This is a genomic window from Cellulomonas xylanilytica (genome assembly GCF_007989805.1).
Classification (GTDB): domain Bacteria; phylum Actinomycetota; class Actinomycetes; order Actinomycetales; family Cellulomonadaceae; genus Cellulomonas; species Cellulomonas xylanilytica.
Genome location: NZ_BJUB01000003.1, coordinates 293,328 through 314,937 on the forward strand (window position 1 = coordinate 293,328; position 21,610 = coordinate 314,937).

16 protein-coding genes are annotated in these 21,610 nt (G+C 71.2%); 9 read left to right on the plus strand and 7 right to left on the minus strand.

Translation table 11 applies throughout. The annotated features are described in order from the left end of the window. Window positions 1-53: 53 nt before the first annotated feature. Window positions 54-695, minus strand: coding sequence for a hypothetical protein (locus CXY01_RS06705; protein ID WP_146926322.1), 642 nt, complete (start codon window positions 693-695; stop codon window positions 54-56). 172 nt (window positions 696-867) lie between these two features. Between CXY01_RS06705 and CXY01_RS06710 the strand changes: the two genes are divergently transcribed. Then, window positions 868-2,874 (plus strand): MDR family MFS transporter, encoded by a 2,007-nt coding sequence (locus tag CXY01_RS06710; protein ID WP_146926324.1) that lies wholly within the window; start codon window positions 868-870, stop codon window positions 2,872-2,874. A 72-nt stretch (window positions 2,875-2,946) separates the two neighbouring features. Here CXY01_RS06710 and CXY01_RS06715 read toward each other — a convergent pair whose 3' ends face one another. The 3 genes from CXY01_RS06715 to CXY01_RS06725 form a co-directional block, all read right to left on the minus strand. Next, a complete protein-coding gene (locus CXY01_RS06715; protein ID WP_146926326.1) occupies window positions 2,947-3,960 on the minus strand; it encodes a TIGR00341 family protein in 1,014 nt (337 codons plus the stop codon). Between the two features lie 223 nt (window positions 3,961-4,183). Continuing rightward, window positions 4,184-5,140, minus strand: coding sequence for an alpha/beta fold hydrolase (locus CXY01_RS06720; protein WP_146926328.1), 957 nt, complete (start codon window positions 5,138-5,140; stop codon window positions 4,184-4,186). Between the two features lie 132 nt (window positions 5,141-5,272). After that, window positions 5,273-6,268 carry an MBL fold metallo-hydrolase gene (locus CXY01_RS06725; protein WP_146926330.1) on the minus strand — a complete coding sequence of 332 codons (996 nt, stop codon included), beginning with the start codon at window positions 6,266-6,268 and terminating at the stop codon, window positions 5,273-5,275. A gap of 397 nt (window positions 6,269-6,665) precedes the next feature. On the opposite strand from CXY01_RS06725, the gene CXY01_RS06730 reads away from it, so the two are divergent. The 3 genes from CXY01_RS06730 to CXY01_RS06740 all read left to right on the plus strand — a co-directional run bounded on the left by CXY01_RS06730 (window position 6,666) and on the right by CXY01_RS06740 (window position 11,667). Then, window positions 6,666-7,793 (plus strand): alpha/beta fold hydrolase, encoded by a 1,128-nt coding sequence (locus tag CXY01_RS06730; RefSeq protein ID WP_146926332.1) that lies wholly within the window; start codon window positions 6,666-6,668, stop codon window positions 7,791-7,793. Window positions 7,794-8,060: 267 nt separating this feature from the next. Further along, the gene (locus CXY01_RS06735) at window positions 8,061-10,829 is read left to right on the plus strand and encodes an ATP-binding protein (RefSeq protein ID WP_246125107.1); all 2,769 of its coding nucleotides are present in this window, start codon (window positions 8,061-8,063) and stop codon (window positions 10,827-10,829) included. Between the two features lie 55 nt (window positions 10,830-10,884). Further along, a complete protein-coding gene (locus CXY01_RS06740) occupies window positions 10,885-11,667 on the plus strand; it encodes an SDR family NAD(P)-dependent oxidoreductase (RefSeq protein WP_146926335.1) in 783 nt (260 codons plus the stop codon). Between the two features lie 21 nt (window positions 11,668-11,688). On the opposite strand, the gene CXY01_RS06745 is transcribed toward CXY01_RS06740, so the two are convergent. Further along, window positions 11,689-13,215, minus strand: coding sequence for an alpha-N-arabinofuranosidase (locus tag CXY01_RS06745; RefSeq protein ID WP_146926337.1), 1,527 nt, complete (start codon window positions 13,213-13,215; stop codon window positions 11,689-11,691). 88 nt (window positions 13,216-13,303) lie between these two features. Beyond that, entirely contained in the window at window positions 13,304-14,299 is a 996-nt protein-coding gene (locus CXY01_RS06750; RefSeq protein WP_246125109.1) for a LacI family DNA-binding transcriptional regulator, read from the minus strand. Between the two features lie 337 nt (window positions 14,300-14,636). On the opposite strand from CXY01_RS06750, the gene CXY01_RS06755 reads away from it, so the two are divergent. The 3 genes from CXY01_RS06755 (at window position 14,637) to CXY01_RS06765 (ending at window position 18,352) form a co-directional block, all read left to right on the plus strand. After that, window positions 14,637-16,307: an ABC transporter substrate-binding protein gene (locus CXY01_RS06755; RefSeq protein ID WP_146926340.1), complete on the plus strand. Its 1,671-nt coding sequence runs from the start codon at window positions 14,637-14,639 to the stop codon at window positions 16,305-16,307. Between the two features lie 81 nt (window positions 16,308-16,388). Continuing rightward, window positions 16,389-17,426 carry an ABC transporter permease gene (locus tag CXY01_RS06760; protein ID WP_246125111.1) on the plus strand — a complete coding sequence of 346 codons (1,038 nt, stop codon included), beginning with the start codon at window positions 16,389-16,391 and terminating at the stop codon, window positions 17,424-17,426. Between the two features lie 38 nt (window positions 17,427-17,464). Next, window positions 17,465-18,352, plus strand: a complete 888-nt coding sequence (locus CXY01_RS06765) for a carbohydrate ABC transporter permease (protein ID WP_246125112.1) — start codon at window positions 17,465-17,467, stop codon at window positions 18,350-18,352. 10 nt (window positions 18,353-18,362) lie between these two features. On the opposite strand, the gene CXY01_RS06770 is transcribed toward CXY01_RS06765, so the two are convergent. After that, window positions 18,363-19,997, minus strand: a complete 1,635-nt coding sequence (locus CXY01_RS06770; protein ID WP_146926344.1) for a GH39 family glycosyl hydrolase — start codon at window positions 19,995-19,997, stop codon at window positions 18,363-18,365. A gap of 123 nt (window positions 19,998-20,120) precedes the next feature. On the opposite strand from CXY01_RS06770, the gene CXY01_RS06775 reads away from it, so the two are divergent. Together CXY01_RS06775 and CXY01_RS06780 are read left to right on the plus strand one after the other, a co-directional pair. Next, a complete protein-coding gene (locus CXY01_RS06775; RefSeq protein WP_146926346.1) occupies window positions 20,121-21,179 on the plus strand; it encodes a LacI family DNA-binding transcriptional regulator in 1,059 nt (352 codons plus the stop codon). Next, window positions 21,176-21,592, plus strand: a complete 417-nt coding sequence (locus CXY01_RS06780; protein WP_146926348.1) for a nitroreductase/quinone reductase family protein — start codon at window positions 21,176-21,178, stop codon at window positions 21,590-21,592. Before CXY01_RS06775 ends, CXY01_RS06780 begins: the two co-directional genes overlap by 4 nt. Window positions 21,593-21,610: the final 18 nt, after the last annotated feature.

The window sequence follows — 21,610 nt, forward strand, 5'->3', positions numbered from 1 at the left end:
GACAGATCGAGACTGGCACAGGGGTCGCCGTGAGGCACCCCGGCGACGTGACGTCAGATCAGCTTGGGGAACGTCAGCAGGAGCACCGTCGCGGCGACGAAGAGGACGATCCCCAGTCCGAGCAGGACGTAGCGACCGCGGGGTGTGCGCATCCGCTCGGAGATCGCGGTGAAGAACAGGACGGACGCGAACGCCACCGTCAGAACCGTGTAGTTGTCACCTCGCTGGTTGTCGGCGAGAGCCTGGGCGAACTTCGCGTCCGCCCGCCGGTCCGCGTCGGCGGACTGGGCCAGCTCCGGGATCGCGTACTCGGGCATGTCGAACGGCGAGAGCGGGGCGTCCGCGTTCTTCAGGGGTTCCAGGGCGATCCAGGCGTCGAACGCGGTGGCGAGCGGTTCGGGGAACCGTGTCTGCAGGAACTCGGCGACGGGCACGTTCTGCGAGCCGGTCGCCTCGACCCACTGGGCGAACAACGACGACTGCACGTCGAGCTTGCGGTTGGCGACACCCTCGAGGCGACTGGCCTCAATCCTGGCGGTGGACGCCTGGCTGAACGAGATCGACATGGACCCGCCCCACTTGCTGGCCTGGAAGCCCACCCATGCGGTGAGGATGGTCGTGACCGACAGGAGCAGGACGACGACGACCTCCCGCCAGTCCACCCGTCGCTCGATCTGGTTCTCGACGCTGCCCACGTCGCGAGTATCGACCGCACACACCGGCGGCGCGCGCTGACTCTCGTCCGACCAGGCGACCCGGGCTGGGGACCGCCCACCGGGCCCTCTGCTCCCCGAGCAGTCGGCCACGTGATCCTGTTGCGCGCCCCAGGCAACAGGTCGACGATGCCGAATGGGGCGAGGGGGGCTCATGGCCGCACAGCAGGGGGCACCACTGGTCGAGCAGGACCTGTCGAAGCGCGCGATCTGGGCGATCTTCGGCGGCCTGATGCTGGCGATGCTGCTGGCCGCGCTCGACCAGACGATCGTGGCGACCGCCCTGCCGACCATCGTCCGGGATCTCGGCGGCGCCGAGCACCTGTCCTGGGTGGTCACCGCCTACATGCTCGCGTCGACCGTGACGACACCCCTCTGGGGCAAGCTCGGCGACCTCTACGGCCGCAAGATCCTGTTCATCACCTGCATCGTCATCTTCCTGGTGGGCTCCGCGCTCGCCGGCACGTCGCAGACGATGGGTCAGCTCATCGCCTGGCGGGCCGTGCAGGGTGTCGGCGGCGGCGGGCTGATGGTGCTGGCGCAGGCGATCATCGGCGATGTGGTCCCGCCCCGGGACCGCGGCCGGTACCAGGGCGCGTTCGGCGCGGTCTTCGGACTCTCCAGCGTGGCGGGACCGCTGCTGGGCGGGTTCTTCGTCGACCACCTGTCCTGGCGCTGGGTCTTCTACGTGAACCTCCCGATCGGCGCGCTCGCGCTCGTCGTGGTCGCGGCGGTCCTGCCGGTGACGAAGGCGCGGACGTCACCGAAGATCGACGTCTGGGGCATCACGCTGCTGGCCACCGTCGCCACCTGCATCGTGCTCGTCACCAGCCTGGGCGGGACCAGCTGGGACTGGGGCTCGGTCCAGGTCATCGGCCTCTCGCTGCTCGCCGTCGTGGCCGTGGTCGCGTTCGGGTTCGTCGAGGCGCGCGTGCCCGAACCGGTCATGCCGCTGCGGCTCTTCACCAACAAGGTGTTCTCCACGACCGCCGTCGTCGGGTTCGTCGTGGGTTTCGCGATGTTCGGGTCCATCACCTACCTGCCGCTCTACCTCCAGCAGGTGCAGGGCGCGACACCCACGGGCTCGGGCCTGCAGATGATCCCGATGATGGTCGGCCTGCTGATCACGTCGATCGCCAGCGGCCAGATCATCAGCCGCACCGGCCGGTACAAGGTCTTCCCGATCCTCGGCTCCGCCATCTTCACGGTCGGCCTCTACCTTCTGTCCCTCATGGGCCGCGAGACCACGTCCGTGCAGTCCGGCCTGGCCATGTTCGTGCTCGGAGCCGGGCTCGGCATGGTCATGCAGGTGCTCGTGCTCGCCGTGCAGAACGCCGTCGAGTACCGCGACCTGGGCGTCGGCACCAGCGGTGCGACGTTCTTCCGCACCATCGGCAGCTGCGTCGGGGTCGCCGTCTTCGGCACGGTCTTCAACGCCAACCTCACGTCGAACCTGGCCGCGGCTCCCCCGACCGGCGCCGTCGGCGAGTGCTCGGGCCCCGCGCTCAGCGCGACGTCCGCGGCGCTGGCGTCGTGCTCGCCCGACGTGCAGAACTGGTTCCTCGACGGCTACTCCGACGCGATCCACACGATCTTCCTGTACGCCGTCCCGGTCGGTGCGCTCGCGTTCGTGCTGGCCTGGCTCATCCCCGAGGTCACCCTGCGCACCGCCGCGAGCCGCCCCGAGCAGGGCGAGGTGTTCGCGCTTCCGTCCAGCCGGACGTCCTTCGAGGAGCTCCGGCTGCTGCTATGGCGCGAGGTCGGCCGCCAGGACCCGCTGCGGGCCTACGCCATCCTCACCCGCGACCTCGACATCGGCCTCACCCCCGGGCAGTGCTGGATGCTCGCCCGCGTGACCGCCGAGGGCTCGCGCACGATCGACGCGATGACGTCGAGATCCGGGGTCGAGCGCGAGCGCGTGGTCGCCGCAGCCGAGGCGCTGCGCGACCGGGACCTGGTCACCATCGACACCGGGACGGTGCGCCCGACCGACGCCGGCCACGCCGTCGCGGACCAGGTCCGGGAGCACGAGCGCGTCGAGCTGCGCCGCGTCATCGACCAGTGGAGCGGCGGCGACGAGCCGGCCCTCGACCAGCTCGTCGACCAGCTGACCTGCCGCCTCTGGCGCGAGGACCCCACCCCGGCAGGCCTGCAGGTCTGAGGGCGGAGCGCAGAGGCCCGGGTGACGAGAGCTTCGCGATCGTCACACGCTGACGACTCGCCCTCGGGCCGGTCAGTCGGGACCGACCCGGCCCACCTCCCGGCGGTCACCGACGTTCGTCACGACGACCACGGGAGTCCCCCGCGGCACCACCCTCTCGAGCGAGCGGATGAGGGCGTCGGTGCCGGGGAGGTCGCCCTGCGCACGGACGTCGATCTCGACCTGGGAGCCGCTGTACGACACCTGGGTCACGTTGGCCCCGGCGACGTCCGCCAGCCAGGCGTCCGCCGCGCGCTCGACGCGCTCGGACTTCAGGGCGACCTGGTAGGTGAGGACCGTGTTGCCGACGAGCGGGATCGCGACGACGGCGAGGACCACGACGATCGTCGCGTAGGTGCGGCGTCGGCTGGCGTGCGGCTGCGCTGCGGGCGCGACGCCGTACCCGGTGATGGCGAAGACGAGCGTGCCCGCCAGGACGAGGGCGACGGCGTTCGACAGGAACAGCAGGAACGCGCCGCCGGCGAGCCCCGGTGCACCGTCGCCGAGGCACACCCCGACGACGGCGAGGGGTGGCACGAGCGAGATGGCGATCGCCACCCCGGGCAGGACCGCCGCGACGTCCCGGCGGGCCAGCGCGATCGCACCGGCGAACCCCGTCGCCACGGCGGCGATGAGGTCGAGCAGGCCGGGTGAGGTGCGTGAGGTGATCTGGCTGTTCGACAGGAGGTCGAAGGACGTGGGGACGGCGAGCGAGAACAGGGCGCCGATGGCGACGACGAGAGCGACCCCCAGGGTGACGATCCACGCGGACTGCAGGGCCGACCGTGGCGCACCGCGAGCCAGCCCCAGAGCCAGTCCCATGATCGGGGTCGACAGCGGCGCGATGATCATGGCGCCGATGACCGTCGCGGTGGAGTCGGCCAGCACCCCTGCCGTGGCGATGACCGAGCTCAGCAGGAGCATGGTCCAGAAGGCGGAGCGCTTCGCGGACACCTCCCCCGCGAACAGGTCCAGGTCCGCGGTCAGGTCGTCGTTGGTCCGACGTTGGCTGTCCGGGAGCACGCGACGCAGGACGTTCCAGGCCATTCCGGCATCGTGGCAGCGTCACCGCACACCGCGGGATCGACATGCCGTCCAGGGGCCGCGAGCATGAACCCGCGCCGCGCGGGGGTCTGCGACCTCTGGCGACCGACCTGCGACTGACCTCGACTGCGAGAGCTCCCGCCCCTCGCTGCGGCTGACGTTGCCGACCGATCGCCCGGGAAGACCGCGTCGTCGCCGCTGTGAGGGCCGCCGGCCGAGTGCGCGGCTACCCCACCCTGCCGGTTTCGGCGAGAGCCACGAACGGGGCCAGGAAACCTGACAGCGCCTGCAGCAGTGCGTCCGGCGCAGCTTCCGCCACCCAGTGACCGGTCCCAGGAACGACGAACGTCTCGACGTTCTCGGCGATGGCTGACAGCGCCCCAGCGACGGCCGCGCCCCAGCTCAGCTCACCGCCGATGCCGAGAACCGGCATGGTCAGCTTGCGGGCGGATCGCTCTCCGTTCTGTGCCATGGTCTCGTCCCACTCGCGATAGAAGCCGAAGCTGCCGGGGAGTGCGCCTGGGGCTGAGAGGCCCGTGACGTAGTAGTCGATCGCGGCGTCGGGGACCTGACCTCCCTGGACGGAGAACTCGTAGCGGAAGAAGATCGCCTCGCGGCCCTCGACGAGCTGTTCGGCGATCTCACCGGCCCGGTTGAACGCGATGTGCCAGAGCTTGTCGTTGAGCTGGCGCGGCGCGAACAGCGGCGGCGAGTGGTCCGGGGTGGGTGGCCCGGGGACCTCGGCGAGAGCGACCCGATCGACGCGGTCGGGGTGGTCGGCCGCCAGGGCGTAGCTGATCACCAGGCCGGTGTCGTGTCCGACGACGGCGAACCGGTCGTGGCCGAGCTCGTGCATGAGCGCCGCAAGGTCGTCGGCGAGGGTCGCGGAGTCGTATCCGCCCGGGGGTTTCTCGGTCAGACCGATGCCACGCTGGTCGACGGCGACCACCGTGTAGTCCTTCGCCAGCTCCGACATGACGTGGCGCCAGGCGTACCAGGTCTCCGGCCAGCCGTGCACCAGGAGCACAGCGGGTCCCGCTCCACCGATCACCGCGTGCTGGCGGATGCCGTTCGCGTCGACGAGCCGGCTCGTGAACGTGGTGGTGAATCCGTCGGGAAGGTCGGGCGCGTGCGTGACCGAGCCGTAGGCATCGGGTTCCGTGGACAGCGAGGGTGCGGTCATGAGGGAGCTCCTTTCACATGTGGTGGCCGGTGCCCGGTCGGCGCCGGCACCTGAACACTGGTCCCGGCACGCACGCGCTCGCGCCCGGGTGGACCCTGGTCGGACCCCCGGGGTTCGACGCCCGGGAGCGCGTCATGGGGTGGTGCCGAAGGGGCCGAGAGTGTTGAGGTCGAGGCGCAGCGACTCCGCCATGGCCCAGGCGTTGGGGAAGGTGAAGACGTCCGCACCGCCGAGGCGGTCCTTCCATCGCGGGACGAGCTCGTCAGCCGTCCGGGCCGCGACCGCGTCGAGGTAGGCGCGGAAGACCGCCCAGACGTTGCCCGTGTCGACGGCGGCCATGGTGCGGGCGAGGTCGACGCTGGACAGGGCCGCCTCGGCCGTGACGCGCAGGTCGGTCATGTACTCGAGCTGCACGCGGACGTCCTCGGGGGTGCCGGGACGGGTGACGTGCCCGCCGACCAGGTGGTCGAAGTCGTAGGCGAGCGCCTGCTCGTGCGCCTGGATGTACCCGGGCACGTAGGCGGACAGGGCCAGGTTCGAGAACGGCACCCATCCGGGGAAGATGACGTCGACCAGCATGAGCACCTTCTGCTGCGGGGCGTAGATGAAGCTGTTGCCCTCGCTGTGGTTGGGCCCGGGGTAGGTCAGCTGGAGGCTGTGGTCTCCGGCCTCGATGGTGAGCGTGTCGTCGAACACGACACTGGGCAGCGGCCGGTCGGGGTCGTCCAGAAGCTGTAGTCGCTGAGCGGCCGCACGGTGGGCGTAGCGCGTGGCGCGCTCGGGGAAGACGGACATGGCACCGACGTGGTCCGAGTGGTGGTGGCTGTAGACCACGTCGGTGATCGGCTTGGTGGTCACCCGGTCGATGGCGCGCAGGATGTTGTGCCCGAGGGTCGGCGGTGCGTCCACCGCGATCACGCTCTCGCCGGTGACCACGAACATCGACTGGTAGCTGCCGTCGCCGACCCAGAAGATGCCGTCTGCCAGCTCGTCGAGGACGTAGCCGGCCGCCGGGACCTCCGGGCCCCTCGCGCGGCCAGGAACCGGGGCGGTGGGTCGACTCCTGCGCTGCTCGGCGTCGACGGAGAAGACGGGTCCGGCGTCATGACGGTCCGTGGTGGTTGCCATCTGTCCCCCAGGTGGGTGCTGGTCGTTCTCGAGCCGTTCGAAGCCGTCGTCCGCGACGGGGCTCGGTCGCCGCGGTCGGCCCCTGTCGCCGAGAGGCAGGAGAGGGCAGCGTGGCCCGGCGCGACCGCCTCTCGCGCCCGGGAGACCCCCGGTCCGCCCACGGGAAGGACCGCCGCTTCGCGGGTGCCGCCCGGAGCCCAGTCCCGTTCGTGAGCACGTCGTCCGACCTGTCGAGCCGGGTTGCACCGTCCACGCCGGTGCGTGAGGTGACCTTCACCGGTGCCGATGGCCCGAGGCCCGTGAACAGACCCGGGGGGTCCCGGGCGCGACGTGACAGTGGGACGACCAGCGTCATCGGCACCGGTCACCGTGGCCGGTGTCTCTCAAGGAGATGCACATGAACGTGTTCCCTCTCGAGCCCGCGGCGCAAGGCCGACGGAGGCGCCGGACGACCCGGCTCGTGGCAATGGCGTGTGCAGCGGCGATCGGCGTCACCGGCATCGCAGCACTCGGCGGAGGCGCCTGGTCGGCCAGTGCAGCCTCCGACGCGTCGCGCACCGTCAAGGCGTCTCGCGACATCGGTCTGGTGTCGACGGCGCCGAAGCTGCCACCCGGCTTCAAGGCGACCTTCACGAGCCGGTTCGTGAAGGCGAACGACATCCGTCAGCACGTCGTGATCGGGGGCGACGGCCCACCCCTGCTGCTCGTGCACGGCTGGCCCGAGAACTGGTACGCGTGGCGACATGTGATGCCCGAGCTGGCCAAGAGCTACACCGTCATCGCCGTCGACCAGCGTGGCATCGGTCGGACGGAGGGACCCGCGGAGGGGTACGACGCGGGCACCCTCGCCGACGACCTCGCCGCTCTGATGACGAAGCTCGGCCACGAGCAGTTCGCCGTGGTCGGCCACGACACGGGGGCCGTGGTCTCGTACGCCCTGGCCGCCGACCACCGTGACCGCGTCCAGCGCCTCGCCTTCGCCGAGATTCCCGGACCTCCCGGGGTCGGTGATCTCATGGCTCCCCCGGCGCCGCCGATGTTCGTGCCCGAGCAGCTCAACGACAAGCTCTGGCACATCCCCTTCAACCGGGTGGACGACGACCTGATCCTCGACATGGTCAGCAGCAACGCCGACGCCTACTACCGCTACGAGTACGCCATCCAGGGCGGCGGGACGACGCTGCCCGACTCGGCGATCACCTACTACGTCGGCCTCTACACCCGCAGCAGGGACGCCTTGCGGACGAGCTTCGGGCTGTACCGCGCCTGGGACGACACCGTGAACCAGAACCGTGAGGTGCGCCAGGCCACGAAGCTGACGATCCCCGTCCTCGCGATCGGCGGGGAGAACAGCTGGGGCGACGCCGTGGCGCACGGCATGGAGCTCACCGCCACCGACGTGACGCCCTCGGTCCTCCCGGGCACCGGGCACTGGGTCGCCGAGCAGGCTCCGGTCGAGCTGCTCGACGTGCTGACGGACTTCCTCGCGCCGTACCGCGCTGCAGCGGCGCCGGGCCCGGAGTGACTCCAGCACACGGAGCAGAGGAGGGTGCGGCGAGGACCGGCCGGGCATCGAGCGGCCGGTCCTCGCCGCGAGCCCACCAGAGGGACGCACCAGCGCGAGACCACCGCCCCGCGGTGACGCGGCTCTCGACGCTGCGACCGGGACCGCACCCGGGCTGGTCGACGACCGGGTCACCCTTCCCTGGTCGCGTTCGGCACAGGAATAGGCTCTGGCAGAAGCCACGCACAGCGCACGTGGCGGCCAGAGGGGTGACAGGTGTCGCAGCGTGTGGGCCCGATCCAGTTGCGTGGCCGCAGGAGCGAGTGCGCCGTCCTCGACTCCCTCGTCGAGGCCGCGCGGGCCGGGGCCAGCCGGACCGTGGTGCTGCGTGGTGAGGCCGGCATCGGCAAGACCGCTCTGCTCGAGTACGTGGAGGACCGCAGCACGGACTGTCACGTCGTGCGAGTCGTCGGCATCGAGTCCGAGATGGAGCTGCCGTTCGCGGCGATCCACCAGCTCTCCCGACCGCTCCTCGACGGCCTCGGGCGCCTGCCGGTGCCGCAGCGCGAGGCTCTGGAGACGGCGTTCGGCCTCAGCTCCGGGCGTCCACCCGACCGCTTCTTCGTCGGGTTGGCCCTGCTGGGCCAGCTCGCTGAGCATGCTGAGGCACGGCCGCTGGTCTGCCTCGTCGACGACGCCCAGTGGCTCGACCGGTCCTCCGCCCAGGTGCTCTCGTTCGTCGCCAGGCGACTTCATACGGAGTCCGTCGTCCTCGTCCTCGCCGAACGTGACGGAGACGCCCCGAGCGAGTTCGAGGGCCTGCCCGAGCTGCGACTGCGCGGGTTGTCGGAACAGGACGCGGCCCGGCTCGTCACCGCTGCGAGCCTCGGCCCGCTGGACGCGTCGGTACGCGGCCGGATCCTCGCCGAGGCGCACGGCAACCCGCTCGCCCTGCTCGAGCTGCCCCGAGGGCAGTCGTCGGCCGCCTTCGCCGGCGGCTTCCCCGTCCCTGCCAGGTTGAGCGTGCCGAGCCGGATCGAGGCGAGCTATCGCCGCCGGATCGAGGTGCTCCCGAGCGAGACCCAGCGCCTGCTGCTGGTGGCATCGGCCGATCCCGTCGGTGATCCCAACCTCTTGTGGCGAGCCGTCTCCGAGCTCGGGATCCCGGCGTCCGCCGCGGCACCCGCCGAGGCGGACGACCTGATCGAGATCGACGCACGCGTGGGATTCCGCCACCCCCTCCTGCGCTCCGCGATCTATCGCGCCGCGTCACCGGCGGAGCGCCGCACCGCCCACCGAGCACTGGCCGCAGCCACCGATCCCGAGGTCGACCCTGACCGTCGCGCGTGGCACCGCGCCCAGGGCGTCCTCGGTCCCGACGACGTCGTCGCTGCCGAGCTCGAGCGGTCGGCCGGGCGGGCGAAGGCCCGCGGTGGACTCGCCGCGACGGCTGCGTTCCTGCAGCGCTCTGTCGCACTGACCCGGGACCCCGCGCGGCGGGCGGACCGCGCACTCGCCGCGGCCCAGGCGTGCCTGCACGCCGGCGCGTTCGACGCAGCATCCGGGCTGGTGGCCGCAGCAGAGACCGGACCTCTCGACGAGCTCGGTCTGGCCCGCGTGGATCGCCTGAAGGCCGAGGTGGCGTTCGCGCAGAACCGCGGCGGCGAGGCTTCGCTGCTGCTGCTCCGGGCCGCTGTCCAGCTCGAGACGCTGGACGTCCGCCTGTCGCGCGACACCTACCTCGACGCGTGGGCCGCGGCCCTCTTCGCCGGAGGTCTGGCCGACGACGGCGGCACACTCCTGGACGTCTCGCAGGCGGTCGCCGCTGCGCCCCGGCCCGTGACGCCTCCGCTCCCCTGCGACCTGCTCCTCGACAGCCTGGCCATGGTCTTCACCGACGGACGCCCCGCAGCCGCGCCCGCGCTGCGCCGCGCTGTCGCTGCGTTCGCCAGCAGCGACGTCTCCGAGGAAGAGCTCCTTCGATGGGGTTGGCTCGCGACGCGAGCGGCGAACCTGGTCTGGGACTACGACCGCGGGCTCGAGATCGGCATCACGACCGTCCGGCTCGCGCGCGACTCCGGAGCGCTCGAGGCCCTCGCCGTCGTCGACAACGCGTGCGGTCAGGCTGCCGTCTTCGGTGGAGACTTCGCGAGGGCCGCGCTGCTGGTCGCGGAGGTGGACACCCTCAAGGAAGCGACCGGCACCCGGATCGCCCCCCACGCCGCGCTCGTGCTCGCCGGAGCCCGTGGCCACGAGGGTCTGGCCTCCGACCTCATGGCAGGCGTTGTCGCCCACGCGACCGTCGGCGGCCAGGGAACAGCCCTCCAGTACGCGCGGTGGGCGAAGGCTGTGCTCATGAACGGGCTCGGCCGCTACGACGAGGCACTCACGGAGGCCGTGGCTGCGTGCGACCTCGCGCCGGAGCTGTACATCGCCTCGTGGGCGTTGAACGAGCTGATCGAGGCTGCCACACGGACGGGTCACGCCGAGCTGGCGGACGAGGCGCTCCGTCGGCTCCGGGAGCACGTGCAGGCGTGCGACACCGACTGGGCGCTGGGGATCTACGCACGGTCCAGCGCGCTGATGAGCGAGGGTGATGCGGCGGAGTCGCTGTACCAGGAGGCGGTCGAACGCCTCGGGCGCACACGGCTCCGACCGGATCTCGCCCGTACCCACCTGCTCTACGGCGAGTGGCTCCGCCGGCAGGGCCAGCGCGTGCGGGCCCGGGAACAGCTGCGCACCGCCGACGAGATGCTCACCACTCTCGGTATGGACGCGTTCGCCGAGCGTGCCGGCCGTGAGCTTCTCGCCACCGGGGAGAGAGCGCGCCGTCGGACCGTCGAGACGCAGGAGCGCCTCACGCTCCATGAGGCGCAGATCGCCCAGCTGGCGGGCGACGGTCTGACGAACCCGGAGATCGGGGCTCGACTCTTCCTCAGTGCACGCACCGTCGAGTGGCACCTGGGCAAGGTCTTCACCAAGCTGCGCGTGACGTCCCGTCGAGAGCTGAAGCTCGCGCTCCTCAAGGCCGGGCTGGCGGCCCTGCCGGCCTCGTGACGATGACGCGGCGGGACCCGACCGCGTCCCGACCCGACGCCCCTACGGTGGTGCCGTGGGTACCGCACTGATCACCGGCGCGGCGGCGGGCCTGGGGCTCGAGTTCGCCTGGCAGCTCGCCACCGCCCGCCACGACCTGGTGCTCGTCGACCGGGACTCCGAGCGGCTCGAGCAGGTCGCCGGCCGGCTGCGAGCCGTCGCGGGCGTCCGGGTCGAGGCGCTCGTCGCGGACCTGTCCGTCCGCAGCGACGTGGAGCGTGTCGCCGACCGGCTGCGGTCGGCCGAGCGCCCCGTCGGCCTGCTCGTCAACAACGCCGGCGGGGCTCCCGGGCAGCGGTTCGTGGGCGGCGACGTGAGGCGCGAGGAGGCCGTGCTCGACGTCATGGTCCGCGCCGTCCTGGTGCTGTCGCACGCCGCTGCGGGGCAGATGACCGCGCGGGGGCGTGGCGCCATCCTCAACGTCGCGTCGGTCGCCGCGCTCATCACGCTGGGCACGTACTCCGCGCACAAGGCGTGGGTCCGGACCTTCACCGAGGGCCTCGCCGTGGAGCTGCGGGGCACCGGGGTCACCGCGACGGTCGTGTGCCCCGGGTTCGTCCACACCGAGTTCCACCGCAGTGCCGGCATCGACATGACGTGGCTGCCGGAGGTCGCCTGGCTCCGCGCGGAGGACGTCGTCGCCACCGCCCTGGCCGACACCCGGCGCGGCGTCGTCATCTCGACCCCGAGCCTGCGGTACCGGCTGGGCTCGGCCGCCGCGCGGGTGATGCCCCGCCCGGTCGCGCGCGCGATCGGGGCGCCCCGGCGGCCGGCGAGTCCGAGCAGCGGCCCGCAGTGACCACCGCCGCCTCGGCGCGGGTCAGCCGAGGTCGAGCGCGACCGTGACGTACGAGTGCGCCGGCAGGTCGACCTCCAGACCCCGCGCGTGAGCCCGCACCCCGGCGTGCAGCGCGGGCGCCACCGCGTCGCCCTGCTCGGGGGTGTTGTGCGCGCCGAGGGTGGACGCCGTCAGCACGCGCGCGGTGTGCCCGACGACGTCCCGGCCGCGCAGGTCCAGCACGACGGTGCGGGCGGCGTCGGTGTCCAGGTTCGACAGGGAGACCAGCGCGGTGTCGTCCTTGACCGACGCGGAGGCTGAGACGAGCGGGAGGTCGGCGGATCCCTCGACCGGCCGCGTCGGCACGTCGCGCAGGTGCACGGTGAGCGCGTCAGCGTCGTGGTGGCCGACGTTCATCGCGAACACGTGGTAGGTCGGGGTCAGGACCAGCGCGCCGGTGTCCGGGTCCGTGAGGATCATCGCCTGCAGCACGTTGACGGTCTGCGCGATGTTCGCCATGACCACCCGGTCGGCGTGGGCGTGGAAGGCGTCGAGGTGCACAGAGGCGACCAGCGCGTCGCGCAGGGTGTTCTGCTGGTACAGGAACCCCGGGTTGGTGCCGGGCTCCACGTTCCACCACGTGCCCCACTCGTCGACGACGAGCCCCACCTTGCGGTGCGGGTCGTGGCGGTCCATGACCGTCGAGTGCCGCGTCAGCAGCTCGTCCATGACGCGGGCGCGCGCCATCGTCCGGTACCACTCGTCGGTGGTGAAGTCGGTCGCGGAGCCCTTGTCGGACCACGGACCGCTCATCGTGTAGTAGTGCAGGGACACGGCCTGGAACGGTCCCGCGGGTGCGGCCGGGTCGGCGGCGAGGTCGCCCAGCGAGCGCATCAGGGTCTCGGTCCAGTGGTAGTCCGCGTCGGCGGCGCCGGCCGCGATCCTGGTGAGCCGGTTGCCGCCCTGGTCGCGGGCGTAGGTCGCGTACTGGCGGGCCAGCGAGGCGAACTGCTCGACGCGCAGGTTGCCGCCGCACCCCCACGCCTCGTTGCCCAGGCCCCAGAACGGCACCCGCCACGGCTCCTCGCGGCCGTTCGCGCGTCGCAGCGCCGCCATGGGCGAGTCGTCCGCTCGCGTGAGGTACTCGACCCACTCGCTCATCTCGCGGACGGTGCCCGAGCCGATGTTCGCGGACACGTACGGGTCCGCGCCGAGCAGCTCGCACAGGTCCATGAACTCGTGGGTGCCGAACGCGTTGTCCTCGACGACGTCGCCCCAGTGCGAGTTGACCATCCGGGGCCGGGCGTCGCGCGGACCGATGCCGTCCTGCCAGTGGTAGTCGTCGGCGAAGCAGCCGCCCGGCCAGCGCAGGTTCGGGATCGCGATCGCGCGCAGGGCCTCCACCACGTCGGAGCGGATGCCCCGGACGTGGGGCACGTCCGAGTCCTCGCCGACCCAGAAGCCGCCGTAGATGCACCGGCCGAGGTGCTCGGCGAAGTGCCCGTAGACGTGCCGGGAGATCGTCGCGCCCGGCAGGTCCAGGTCGATGACGGCGGTGGTGGTGCTCACGGTGTTCCTTCCGGTGACAGCGAGGACGGAGCCCGAGGCGCGTCGCGGCGCGGCCGCTCGGGGCGGTGCAGGGCAGGACGGTCGCGGCTCAGCGACCGCCTCGGGTGGACCCGCGGACCACCAGGCTGACGGGCGCGACGACGTGCTCGGCCGGCCCGACCGCGCCCGCCATCCGGCGGTGCAGCAGACCGACGGCGTGCTGGGCGACGCCCCGGTGGTTGGGGTCTACCGACGTGATCCCCGGTGGCACGAAGCTCGACACCTCGAGATTGTCGAAGCCGGCGAGCTGGACGTCGTCGGGGACGCGGAGCCCGCGGTCGGCGAGCGCGGCGACGGCACCGAGCGCGATGACGTCGGTGGCCGCGAAGATGCCGTCGAACGGCAGGCCCGAGTCGATGACGTCGAGGAGCGTGGTGCGAGCGGTGTGCGAGGAGTAGGTCGCGATAGGCACGACGTACCGCTCGTCGACGGGCAGCCCGGCCTCGCGGTGGGCGCTCTCCCAGCCGGCCCGACGGTCCGACGTCATCATGTGGGCCCGGTCGAGCGTGCAGCCCAGCGCCAGGATGCGGCGCGAGCCGCGCTCGATCATGTGCGCGGTGGCCAGCCGCGCTCCCTCCTCGTTGGCGAGCCGCACGTGGTCGAAGTGCGGGGGGACGTCGCGCTCCCCCAGGAGGACGATGGGCTTCGACGTGCGCACGCGGCCGAGCTGTTCGGGATCCATCCCCGCGACGGAGAGCAGGACGCCGTCGTACAGCTGGAGGCGCGCGACGCTGACCGCCTCCAGCTCGTGCTCGGGGCTGGCGCTCGTGCGTTCCAGGACGAGGTGGCGCCCGTGCGCCTCGACGAGTGGCGCGATCTCGTCCGCGACCTCGCCGAAGTAGTCGTGGAAGCTGGGCACGATGAGGGCGACGGTGTCGGTCCTGCCGGCGCGCAGGTGCCGCGCGGTGAGGTTCACCTCGTACCCGAGCGACTCCACGGCGGCCAGGACGCGCGCGCGGGTCGGCGCTCCCACCGGCAGACGTTCGTTCAGGACGTTCGACACGGTCATGACCGAGACGCCCGCCTCGCGAGCGACGTCAGACATCGTCACCATCGGCATCCTCCTGCGGGCATTGTGTCAGTCCTCGGACCGCGCGAGACCTCGGCCATCCAGACCGCCGCCCTGCGAGTGCGCAGACAATATCGTTAAAAAGCGCTGTGTCGTCCGTTTCTCCACAACCCCGCGCCGGGCGGGTCCGCCGGACACCGACCGTCAGCCGGGGAGTTGCCCGGTGCGATCACGACAGTCGCACAGGGCTTGACTCTCGCGGTGGTTGCTCCTATTTTAACGCTAAAATCGCGACGCGACCGGTGTGGCCCCCACACCTCAAGGCGGCATGGATCTCGGGCGACGGCGCCCGCGACGTTCTCAAAGGAGAGACATGAAGCTTGACCTGACAGCACGCCTCACCCACCGGGCAGGGCGTCGCCTGACGGCCCTCGCCGCGGCCACGGCCCTCGTCGGCCTGGCAGCGTGCAGCTCCGGCGGCTCGGACGACGGTGACGCCGGCGAGAACGACGCGGCCGCCATGGCGGACTACGCCGCGGACACGACCTTCAAGGCCACGGAACCCGTGACCTTCTCCATGCTCTGGACCGACTGGCCCGAGACCCCGATCACGGACTCGTGGGAGGTCTTCGACGAGATCGAGGAGCGCACGAACGTCTCCCTCGACCTGACGAACATCCCGTTCAGCGACGCTGTGGAGAAGCGCAGCCTCCTCATCAGCTCCGGTGACGCGCCGGACATCATCCCCCTCATCTACACGGGCGACGAGCAGCAGTTCGCCGCGTCCGGGGCGGTCCTCCCCCTCAGCGACTACGAGGAGCACATGCCCAACTTCCGCAAGTACGTGGAGGAGTGGGACCTGGGCGACATGGTGGACAACCTGCGCCAGGCCGACGGCAAGTACTACATGACGCCGGGCCTGCAGGAGGTCTCCGTCCCGACGTTCACGCTCCTCATCCGCAAGGACATCTTTGACGAGGTCGGCGCCAAGGTCCCCGAGACGTGGGACGAGCTGCGCGACGGTCTGGAGAAGATCAAGGCGGCGTACCCGGACAGCACCCCGCTGGCCGACGGCTTCGAGGGTGCGTCGATGCTCAACTACGCCGCGCACGCCTTCGGCACGGTCGCCGGCTGGGGCTTCGGCAACGGCACGTTCTACGACGAGGACAGCGGCGAGTTCGTCTACGCCGCCACCAGCGACGGCTACAAGGACATGGTCGAGTACTTCCACGGCCTGGTCGAGGACGGCCTGCTGGACACGGAGTCGTTCACCGCGGCGAACGACGGCAGCGGCACGGTCACCGAGAAGTTCGCCGCCGGTCAGGTCTTCGCGGCGTCCGGTGCCAACGGCACGGTCAACGACTTCTCCACGGCGCTCGACGCCACCGTCGGCAAGGGGAACTACGAGGTCGTGCAGATCGCCCCGCCGGGCGGCGAGGCCGGTCAGGTCGTCGAGCCGCGCAACTTCTGGAACGGCTTCATGCTCACGTCCGAGGCCAAGAACCACCCGAACTTCATCGCGATGCTGCAGTTCCTCGACTGGCTGTACTACAGCCCGGAGGCGCGCGACCTGCTGCGGTGGGGCGTGGAGGGCGAGACCTACACGAAGACCGACGGGAAGTACACGCTGAACCCGGAGTTCTCGCTCGACGCGTTCAGCATCAACCCCGACGCACAGACCGACATCCTCAAGGACCTCGGCTACTCGAACGACGTCCTCGCCGGCTCGACCGAGTCGCGCGCGCTGAAGGAGTCGTACAACGCCCCCCAGTACGTCGAGTACATCGACTCGGTGCTGTCCACGCGCACGCCGCGCGACCCGTTCCCGCCTGCGCCCCTGGACGAGACCGAGCTCGAGCAGGCCTCGCTCCTCGCGACCCCCCTCAAGGACACCGTCGACACCAACACGCTGCGGTTCATCCTCGGCGAGCGTCCGCTGAGCGAGTGGGACGCGTACGTCGGTGAGCTGGAGTCGCAGAACCTCCAGGGCTATCTCGACCTGATCAACGGCGCCCGCGAGCGCTACGCCGACGAGAACGGCTGACCGGTCCGAGCCCGAGGTCCGGTGGGGCGGCGGCGACGCCGCCCCACCGGCAGCCGTGCAGGTGAGGTGGAGGTGTGACAGATGACCATGCCGCGCGAGCGCACGGACGCCGTGCTCGTCGTCGCTGACGAGCCCGGAGGGGTCGGCGCGACGACCGCAGCACCCCCGGTCGACCCGGTGCGGCGACCACCACGCCCGCCTCGCCAGAAGGTCGCGAAGGTGTCGTGGCGCCTCGCCCTGCGGCGGGACGGCGCGCTGTACCTCATGGCGCTCCTGCCGCTGCTGTTCCTCCTGGTGTTCCGCTACCTGCCCATGGTCGGGAACGTCATCGCGTTCCGGCGGTTCCGGCCGGGCGGCAGCATCTTCGGCGAGGAGTGGGTGGGGCTGCGCTACGTGCGCATGTTCATCGAGGACCCGACGTTCTGGCACGTCTTCGCCAACACCGTGATCCTCGGCGGGCTCACCCTGCTCGTCTGCTTCCCGCTGCCGATCATCCTGGCGCTCCTGCTCAACGAGGTGCGCAAGAAGTGGTTCAAGGGCGCCATCCAGTCGATCTCGTACCTGCCGCACTTCCTGTCGATCGTGATCGTGGCCGGCATGGTCATGCAGCTCACCTCGCTGCAGGGCACCGTCAACCAGATCGTCGAGGGGTTCGGCGGCGAGGCGATCCCGTTCCTGCAGCGACCGGAGTGGTTCCGGGCGATCTACGTCGGCTCCGAGGCGTGGCAGACCGTCGGCTGGGGCACGATCCTCTACCTCGCGGCCCTCACGACCGTCGACAGCTCGCTGTACGAGGCGGCCCGCATCGACGGCGCCAACCGGTGGCGGCAGACGTGGCACGTGACCCTGCCGGGCATCCGGCCCACGATGATCACGCTGCTGATCCTCAACATCGGCCTGTTCCTCAACGTGGGCTTCGAGAAGGTCCTCCTCCTCTACACGCCCCTCACGTACTCGACGGCCGACGTCATCTCGACGTACCTCTACCGGGTCGGCCTCGTGTCGAACAACCTCAGCTACGCGGCAGCCATCGGGCTGTTCCAGGCCCTCATCGGGCTCGTCATGGTCCTGTCCGCGAACTTCATCTCGCGGCGAGTGGTGGGAGCAAGCCTGTGGTGAGCACGGACGTGACCCGACCCGTCGACGAACGAGCGGGCGTGCCGGTCGGCCCTCGCGACTCGACGGGCTACCGGCTGTTCACCTGGCTCAACGCCGGCGTGCTGGTGCTCGTCACGGTGGTGATCCTCTACCCGTTCGTCACCCTGCTGGCGCAGTCGTTCTCCAGCTCGGGAGCGATCAAGGCCGGCCTGGTGAACGCCCTCCCCGTCGGCTTCAACCTCGAGACCTACCGCGTGGTGGCCGGCGACGACCGGTTCTGGACCAGCTACGGCAACACGGTCCTGTACACGGTGGTCGGGACGGTCATCGCGATGGTGCTCACGACGACCTTCGCGTACGCGATCTCCAAGCCGCACCTGCGGGGCCGCAACGCACTGATCGGGATCGCCGTCTTCACCATGTTCTTCAACGGCGGGATCATCCCCAACTACGTCCTCATCTCCTCGCTCGGCATGAAGAACACCATGTGGGCCCTCGTCCTGCCCGGGGCGCTGTCGGTGTTCAACCTGCTGGTGATGAAGTCGTTCTTCGAGAACATCCCCCGCGAGCTCGAGGAGGCCGCCCAGATCGACGGCCTGGGCTGGTTCGCGATCTTCACCCGCATCGTGCTGCCGCTGTCCAAGGCCGTGATCGCGACGATGATCCTCTTCTACTCGGTCGCCTACTGGAACGACTGGTTCACCGCGTTCCTCTACCTCGACGAGGACAACCTCTTCCCGCTGTCGCTGTTCCTGCGCAACCTCATCGCCGGTGCGACGACGACCACGGCGGCGAGTGCGGCGGCAGCCGGGACGACGTCGGCCGCCATCTCGGCGAACATCCAGGCCGTGACGATGATCCTGGCGATCATCCCGATCCTGTGCGTCTACCCCTTCGTCCAGCGGCACTTCGTCTCCGGCGTGATGCTGGGCTCGGTCAAGGGCTGAGGGCCGCCGGTCAGATCTCCTGCACGAGCGACGCGACGGCCCACGGCCGCAGGTCGAGCCGGAGCTCCAGCACGCCGGAGCTTGGGACGACGAGGGTCTCGCGGTGCAGCGCGTCGGCGACGTCGCGGAGCTCCTGCGTCTGCTGCCGCGTGAGGTTCAGCGGCTCGCCCAGCCGGTGCCACGCCTCGGCGACGTTGCCGTGGTCCCAGTCGAGCACCTCGAGCGCGAGGCGGGTGCCGGGAGCGAGTCCCTCGACGGTGTGGTGGATCGCGCGGTCCGGGCCGACGGCCGCCAGCGGGCGGGTCTCCGCGTACGCCGTCCGTGAGCCGATCGCCGTCGCGCCCATCCCGTCCGGGTAGTTGAGGAACACGGCAGCGAGCGCTCCGTCCTCGCTGCGCCGGGTGATCACACCGTGCGGCGTCGACAGCACGAGCCGGTCGCCCAGCCGTGCGAGCATCGCCATCGCGTGGAACGTGGGCTTGTGGATGCCCTGCTCGTTGACCAGGCCGAACCCGCCGTGGAACGGGCCGATGCCGGCGCCGCCCTCCTCGAACACGTCGGTGAAGGTCCAGTAGGAGATCGAGTCCGCCAGGGCGGCACCCCGCAGGAACGCCCGGGTGATGTACGTGGCCGCGAAGACGGTGTCGTGCATCCGGTCCCGGCTGGACGGCGAGCTCGACCACTCGCTGATGTGCAGCTCGGCGTCCGGGAACGGGCTCGCCTCGATGATGGCGCGCATCACCAGCAGGTCGTCGGCCGTCGCGTCGACGTGCCGCTGGATGGGCCGCCCCTGCCCGTCGGCACCGAAGGCGTAGTCCGTGGGGTAGAGGTGGGTGGACAGGAAGTCGACCGGGACGTCGCGCGTCGCGCACCAGTCGACGAACTCGTGGATCCACACCGGCTGCCAGTCGAGCGCGTCCGGGTCCGTCGCCTCCGCGGTGGCGACCTCGGCCGACCGGTCCTGCGTCTCGCCGGCGTACCGGGCGTCCGGCACGAAGACGCTGGTCGACGGTCCCCCGACCTTGAGCCCGGCGTCGATGTCCTTGATTGCCCGGGCCGTGGCCTCGTACAGCTCGAAGTACTGCGTCCGCGTCCCGGTCCAGAAGTGCGGGACGAGGTTGGGCTCGTTCCACACCTCGAACCGCCACGCGCGGACCTCGTCGATCCCGTACCGCTCGATCCAGTGCCGCACCGTGGTGGTGACCAGCTCCACCCAGCGGCCCATGTCCTGCGGCGGGCTGCAGTGCGCCTTCCACCAGAACACGGTCTCGGTCTGCGTGGCGAGCTCGCGGGGCAGGAAGCCGAGCTCCACGAACGGGCGGGCGCCCGCGGCGAGGACGGCGTCGAACACCTTGTCGACGTAGGAGAAGGTGTAGACCGGCTCCGCGAGCGGCTGAGGCGGGCCGAAGCCACCGCCGTCGCTCGCGCGGTACACGAACATGTCGTCGTGGAAGACGCCGTGGAAGCGGACGTAGCGCGCACCCAGCACGTCGACGGCCTCCCGGAAGTGGGCCTGCCAGTCCGCCCGCAGCGCCTCGTTCGCGCGCCCCGCGCCCACGCAGGCGCTCCAGACGTGCCGGAGCCCCTCCTCGACGGGCGCCCGCCCGTCGATGAGCAGGGTGGACGATCCGGCGGCTGCGGACATGACGACTCCAGCATCTCGAAAGGTTTTCGACGACTGCACGTGCTCGGCTAGGCTAACCAGCGATCGACGTGCGCGAAAGCGCGCAGAGCCGTCACGAAACTCTTTCGGAACGAGGTGCCCAGGATGGCCTCGGTGCTGCGCCGCAAGCCCACGCTCGCCGACGTGGCGCGCGCAGCGGGGGTCTCACCGGCCACCGCCTCCAAGGCCCTCAACGGCCGCGTCGACGTGGCGCCGCGGACGCGTGACCGGGTGCTCGCCGCCGTCGCCGAGCTCGGGTACCGGACCAGCACGTCGCCCGCCCCGAGCGCCACGGGCCGAGCACTGGTCGTGGTCTTCGACATCCCGGCGTCGCCGTACATCCTCAACGTGCTGCAGGGGGTCCTCGCCTCGGCCACCGACGCACACCTCGACCTGCTCACCCGGCTCGCTCCCGACCTCGCCGTCCGCACGGAGCCGGACGTCGCCCGTGCGTGGGTCGCGGACCAGCAGTCGGCCGGGGCGGTCGGCATCGTCGGGCTGACGCTGTCCGAGCCCGACGGGCTGCTGCGCGCGGCCGAGGACGCGGGGCTGCCCTTCGTGATGGTGGACCCCGTCGACGCCCGTCACCGGCCGATGATGAGCGTCCGGTCGAGCAACTGGGCGGGTGCCCGCGCAGCGGCCGAGCACCTGATCGCGCTCGGCCACCGACGCATCGCCTGGGTGGGCGGCCCCGACGCCTCCAGCGCGGCCCGGGACCGCTTCTACGGGTACCGCGCCGCCCTCGACGCCGCGGGGATCGACCTGGACCCCACGCTCGTGCGGAGCGACCGGTTCGACGTCGACGCGGGCGCCCGGCACGCCCGGGAGCTGCTCACGCTCGCGTCACCGCCCACCGCCGTCATGGCGGCCGACGACGAGATCGCCGTCGGGGTGCTCGCCACCGCCCACGAGCTCGGGGTGCGGGTCCCGGACCAGGTCAGCGTCATCGGCTTCGACGACACGCCGCAGGCTGCGTGGACGACTCCCCCGCTGACCACCGTCCGCCAGGACCTGGACGGGATGGGGCGCCTCGCCGTGCAGACGGTCCTCGGCCTGTCGTCGGGACAGCAGCCCTCGGCACGGCACATCGAGCTGGCCACCACCCTGACGGTGCGGGACACCACGGGGCCGGCGCCGCCCGGCGGACCCACACTGGGCTCATGAGCGACTGGAACCAGCAGATCATCGACGAGTTCCGAGCGAACGGCGGCGACGTCCGGACGAACGGCTTCGGCAGGGGCCTCGTCCTGCTGCACCACCGGGGGGCCCGGACCGGCACGGAGCGCGTCAGCCCCGTGGCGGGCATCCGGGTCGACGAGGACACCTGGCTCGCGGCCGCGTCCAAGGGCGGCGCGCCCGACAACCCGGCCTGGTTCCACAACCTGCTCGCGCACCCGGACGTCGAGATCGAGACGCCCGACGACGGGACGGTGCCGGTGCGGGCGACGCAGCTGGTCGGGGCCGAGCGGGACGCGGCGTGGGCCCGGTTCACCGAGCGCTCCGAGGGGTTCCGCTCCTACGAGCAGCGCACGACGCGCACGATCCCGGTCCTGCAGCTCACCCGCCGACAGGCATGAGACCGGGCTGTTGACCCT

Coding starts and splice junctions, on each gene's coding strand:
- CXY01_RS06770 (WP_146926344.1), bottom strand. CDS start 19,997: ATGTCCGCAGCCGCCGGATCGTCCACCCTGCTCATCGACGGGCGGGCG.
- CXY01_RS06780 (WP_146926348.1), top strand. CDS start 21,176: ATGAGCGACTGGAACCAGCAGATCATCGACGAGTTCCGAGCGAACGGC.
- CXY01_RS06715 (WP_146926326.1), bottom strand. CDS start 3,960: ATGGCCTGGAACGTCCTGCGTCGCGTGCTCCCGGACAGCCAACGTCGG.
- CXY01_RS06725 (WP_146926330.1), bottom strand. CDS start 6,268: ATGGCAACCACCACGGACCGTCATGACGCCGGACCCGTCTTCTCCGTC.
- CXY01_RS06710 (WP_146926324.1), top strand. CDS start 868: ATGGCCGCACAGCAGGGGGCACCACTGGTCGAGCAGGACCTGTCGAAG.
- CXY01_RS06750 (WP_246125109.1), bottom strand. CDS start 14,299: ATGTCTGACGTCGCTCGCGAGGCGGGCGTCTCGGTCATGACCGTGTCG.
- CXY01_RS06760 (WP_246125111.1), top strand. CDS start 16,389: ATGACCATGCCGCGCGAGCGCACGGACGCCGTGCTCGTCGTCGCTGAC.
- CXY01_RS06775 (WP_146926346.1), top strand. CDS start 20,121: ATGGCCTCGGTGCTGCGCCGCAAGCCCACGCTCGCCGACGTGGCGCGC.
- CXY01_RS06730 (WP_146926332.1), top strand. CDS start 6,666: ATGAACGTGTTCCCTCTCGAGCCCGCGGCGCAAGGCCGACGGAGGCGC.
- CXY01_RS06755 (WP_146926340.1), top strand. CDS start 14,637: ATGAAGCTTGACCTGACAGCACGCCTCACCCACCGGGCAGGGCGTCGC.
- CXY01_RS06720 (WP_146926328.1), bottom strand. CDS start 5,140: ATGACCGCACCCTCGCTGTCCACGGAACCCGATGCCTACGGCTCGGTC.